Here is a 3901-nt window from a genome sequence, read left to right as displayed (position 1 = left end):
CCCCGGGGCCCGGGGCTCCCGGGGCGCCCCCGGGACCGGCGCCCCGCCCCCGTTCCCCCGTCACGCCCCGGCGCCCGGGGCGAGCCACTGCTGCGGGGGCACCGGCGGGCGCTGCTCGCGCTCCATGACGCCCCTGCGGCGGATCTTGTTGAGCACGTACACGTTGCCCAGGTGCAGGACACCGAGCACGAGCAGGACGACACCGAGCTTGACGGAAAGCGCCTCGAAGACGCCCGACGCGTCCCGTACCGCCCTGTCCGAGCGCAGGTAGAGCGCCACGAAACCGAGGTTGACGAGGTAGAAGCCGACGACGAGCAGGCGGTTCACCGCGTCGGCGAGCGGCTCATTCCCCTTGAGGACGTCCGCGAGGAAGACCCGCCCGTTGCTGCTGAGGGTCCGCGCGACCCAGACCGTGAGCCCGACGCTGATGGCCAGGTACACGACGTACGTGACAACCGTGAGGTCCATTGCCCCACCCTTCTTTCCCGAACCGGCTGAACACTTGAACGCGTTCAAAAGTGCCGTCGTCGATGACGGTAGACCCCTTCTTGAACATGTTCAAGTCGAAGTCGCCTTGGGTCGAAGGCCGCATTCGCAGGGGTTTGACGGTGCTTCCGGGGCTGTGTCCGCGCCCGCCTCGGGAGTCTCGCGCAGGCGTCCCGGCGCGAGGTCGCGCCGCGGCGGCCCGGGGGACGGGGACAGGGGCATACGAGGCGGTGGTCCCGGTGTTCAGTCAAGGCGGGCGGTACGCGGCGGACCACGTCGCGGACGCTCGGGGACCCGCGCGTACGGCTCGGGCACCCGCGCGTACGGCTCGGCGGGGCAGGGCCCCGGCGGTCCCTGGTGTGCGCGCTCGCGCGCGGGACGGCAAGGTAGGAGCCGCGGACGGTGTGCCGTGCGCGAACGGCAGGCTACGACTGAAGAGGGATGACGGCATGGCGCAGACGGAGAAGGCGGTCCTCGCGGGCGGCTGCTTCTGGGGGATGCAGGACCTGGTCCGCAAGCAGCCCGGGGTCGTCTCGACCCGGGTCGGCTACACGGGCGGCAAGGTCGCGAACGCGACGTACCGCAACCACGAGGGGCACGCCGAGGCGATCGAGATCCTCTACGACCCCGAGCGCACCAGCTACCGGAACCTCCTGGAGTTCTTCTTCCAGATCCACGACCCGTCCACGAAGGACCGGCAGGGCAACGACATCGGTTCGAGCTACCGCTCCGCGATCTTCTACACGGACGAGGAGCAGCGCGAGACCGCCGAGCGCACCATCAGGGACGTCGACGCGAGCGGTCTGTGGCCGGGCAAGGTCGTGACCGAGGTCGAGCCCGAGGGCGACTTCTGGGAGGCCGAGCCGGAGCACCAGGACTACCTGCTGCGCTACCCGGACGGCTACACGTGCCACTTCCCGCGCCCGGGCTGGAAGCTGCCGTCGGCCGACGAGAGCTGAGCCGGCGGGGGCGGTCGGCGGGCGCGGTACGGGGAGGGGCGGGGCGGTACGGGGAGGGGCGGGCGTGCACCGGATGGTGGGCGCCCGCCCCTCCCGCGCGCGGGCCCACCGCCACACCACCCGGCGCCCGCTCCGCCCCACCCAGGCCGGCCCCGTCCCGCCCCCGTAGCCGTACCCGTCCCGCCGTAGGCCCCTCGCCCCACCCGGAAGGCCCGCGATGCACGCCGACGACCCGCACGAGGACAGTCCCCGCGAGGGCGACCCGCACGGAGACCGCACCCACGAAGGCGACCCGCACGGAGACCGCACCCACGAAGGCGACCCGCACGAGGACCGCACCCACGAAGGCGCCCCCCGTCAGGACGGTCCCCACGCCTCCTCCGCCTCCCCGGCCCCCTTCTCCCACGACGGCGAGCGGCTGCTCCCCACCGATATGGACGTGGCCGCGCGCGACCGGCGCGCGACCGTGCTCGCGCTGCTCCCGACCGTCGCCGTCATCGCGCTCGGCGGTGCGCTCGGCGCCGCGGCCCGGTACGCGGTCGAGCGCGGCTGGCCCGCGCCGCCCGACGGCTTCCCGTGGGCCACCTTCACGGTCAACGTCACCGGCTGCGCGGTCATGGGCGTCGTGGTCGTGCTCTGCATGGAGGTGTGGCAGGCGCCGCCGCTCGTCCGGCCCTTCCTCGCCACCGGCTTCCTCGGCGGCTTCACGACGCTCAGCACGTACGCGGCCGACACCGAGCGGCTCGCGCGCCTCGACCGCGCGGGCATCGCGCTCGCCTACTACGCGGGCACGCTGTGCGCGGCGCTCGCGGCCGTGGCGCTGACCTCGGCGCTGACCCGGCGCTGGGGCGTGACGCGGCGGGCGGGGGTCCGGTGAACTGGCTGCTCGTCGTGCTCGGCGGCGCGCTCGGCGCCCCGGCCCGCTTCCTCATCGACCGGGCGGTGCAGCGCCGCCAGTCCACCGCGTTCCCGTGGGGCACCTTCACGGCGAACACCCTCGGCTGTCTCCTCCTCGGTGTCCTGAGCGGGGCGCTCATGGCGGGCGAGGGCGGCGCGCGGTACGAGGACTTCGTCGCGACGGGCCTGTGCGGGGCGCTCACCACGTACTCGACCTTCTCCTGGGAGACCGTCCACCTCGCCCGCACCGGGCAGGTGGTCCGCGCGGCCGGCAGCACGGCGTCGACGGTGCTCTCGGGGCTCGGCGCGGTGGCGATCGGGCTGATGGTGGCACGGGTCGTGTGGGGGTGACGGGGAGGGGTACGGAGCCCGGCCCGCTCCGGCCCGCCCCCCCCTCGCGCCCTCCCCGCGCTCCCCTACTCCCCCGGCACGATCCCGTCGATCAGCAGGTCGAGGCGCGCCTCCCCGGCCTCGGCGGGCACCCGGCCCGTCGCGGACAGCACCGCGATGCCGTGCAGCGCCGCCCACAGCAGCTCCGCGCGCCCCTCCCGCGTCTCCGTGTCCTCGGGCAGCGCCTCCACGAAGGCGAAGAAGGTGTCCCGCAGCACCGCCGGCGTCTCCTCGCTGGCGAACTTGAGGCGGGTCGGCATGACGAACATCGCCTGGTAGAGCGCCTCGTGCTCGACGGCGAAGTCCAGGTAGGCGCGGGACACCGCCCGTACCCCGTTCCGCCCCGCTCCCGCCTCGGCGCGCGCCCGGCGCAGCAGGACGCCCAGCTCGCCGAACCCCTCCTCGGCGACGGCCTCGACAATCGCGTCCTTCCCCTTGAAATGGCTGTAGAGCACGGGCTGGCTGTACTCCACCCGTTCCGCGAGGCGGCGCGTGGTCACCGCTTCCCAGCCCTCGACCTCGGCCAACTCCCTTGCCACGGCGAGGATCAGCCGGTGGCGCTCCGCTCGTTCCCGTTCACGACGGTTCGCTGTGATGGACATGCTCCGAAGTCTAGCGCCGCTAGACAAGCAGGCATCGCTATGTCTAGCAGCGCTAGCGAAGAGAACGGCGCCCGACACGAGGTCGGCGCCGGCCGAAGGGGGAGAACGTCCGTCATGCCTCACGCCCTCACCACCACGGCCACCGTCATCGTCTGGGTGATCGCCGTCGGGATCATGCTCATCGGGGTCCGCTTCCAGCTCACGACCCGCGCCCTCACGGACTTCGGCATCCCGGCCACCCCCGCCGGGCAGCCCGCCTTCCGGGCCTGGGGCTCGGTCAAGGGCAACCGCGACATCACGCTCGGCCTCATGCTGCTCATCGCGCTGCTGGGCGCGAGCGACCACCTGGTGGGCTGGATGACGCTGGCGGGAGCGCTCGCGGCAGCGGCCGACGCGCTCGCCGTCCGCTTCAGCGGCGGCCGGGCCAAGGACTACCTCGGCGTGCACGGGGCGACGGCGGCGGTCTCGGTCGCGGCCGGGATCGTCCTCCTGCTCTCCTGACCCCACCGGCCACCCCGGCGGCCGGCGCGCGACGGGGGTACGCGCGGGCGGCAGGGGTACGCGGCG

6 protein-coding genes are annotated in these 3901 nt (G+C 73.8%); 4 read left to right on the top strand and 2 right to left on the bottom strand.

Translation table 11 applies throughout. The features are described 5' to 3' along the window. Positions 1-60: 60 nt before the first annotated feature. Positions 61-468, bottom strand: coding sequence for a hypothetical protein (locus tag SSBG_RS19270; protein ID WP_008747747.1), 408 nt, complete (start codon positions 466-468; stop codon positions 61-63). A 467-nt stretch (positions 469-935) separates the two neighbouring features. On the opposite strand from SSBG_RS19270, the gene msrA reads away from it, so the two are divergent. The 3 genes from msrA (at position 936) to crcB (SSBG_RS19255) (ending at position 2693) form a co-directional block, all read left to right on the top strand. Beyond that, entirely contained in the window at positions 936-1445 is a 510-nt protein-coding gene (msrA, locus tag SSBG_RS19265) for a peptide-methionine (S)-S-oxide reductase MsrA (protein WP_008747746.1), read from the top strand. 217 nt (positions 1446-1662) lie between these two features. Then, positions 1663-2322, top strand: a complete 660-nt coding sequence (gene crcB / locus SSBG_RS19260) for a fluoride efflux transporter CrcB (protein WP_008747745.1) — start codon at positions 1663-1665, stop codon at positions 2320-2322. Continuing rightward, complete coding sequence (crcB, locus tag SSBG_RS19255) at positions 2319-2693, top strand: fluoride efflux transporter CrcB (RefSeq protein ID WP_008747744.1); 375 nt, start codon at positions 2319-2321, stop codon at positions 2691-2693. Before crcB (SSBG_RS19260) ends, crcB (SSBG_RS19255) begins: the two co-directional genes overlap by 4 nt. A gap of 65 nt (positions 2694-2758) precedes the next feature. Here the strand turns inward: crcB (SSBG_RS19255) and SSBG_RS19250 are convergent, their stop codons facing one another. Next, on the bottom strand, positions 2759-3334 hold the full coding sequence (locus SSBG_RS19250) for a TetR/AcrR family transcriptional regulator (protein ID WP_008747743.1): 576 nt from the start codon (positions 3332-3334) through the stop codon (positions 2759-2761). Positions 3335-3448: 114 nt separating this feature from the next. On the opposite strand from SSBG_RS19250, the gene SSBG_RS19245 reads away from it, so the two are divergent. Then, the gene (locus SSBG_RS19245; protein WP_037870153.1) at positions 3449-3835 is read left to right on the top strand and encodes a DUF4267 domain-containing protein; all 387 of its coding nucleotides are present in this window, start codon (positions 3449-3451) and stop codon (positions 3833-3835) included. Positions 3836-3901 lie beyond the last annotated feature (66 nt).

This window comes from Streptomyces sp. SPB074, assembly GCF_000154905.1.
Taxonomy (GTDB): domain Bacteria; phylum Actinomycetota; class Actinomycetes; order Streptomycetales; family Streptomycetaceae; genus Streptomyces.
Note: the sequence above shows the minus strand (reverse complement) of the source record. Positions and strands in the feature narration are given on the sequence as shown.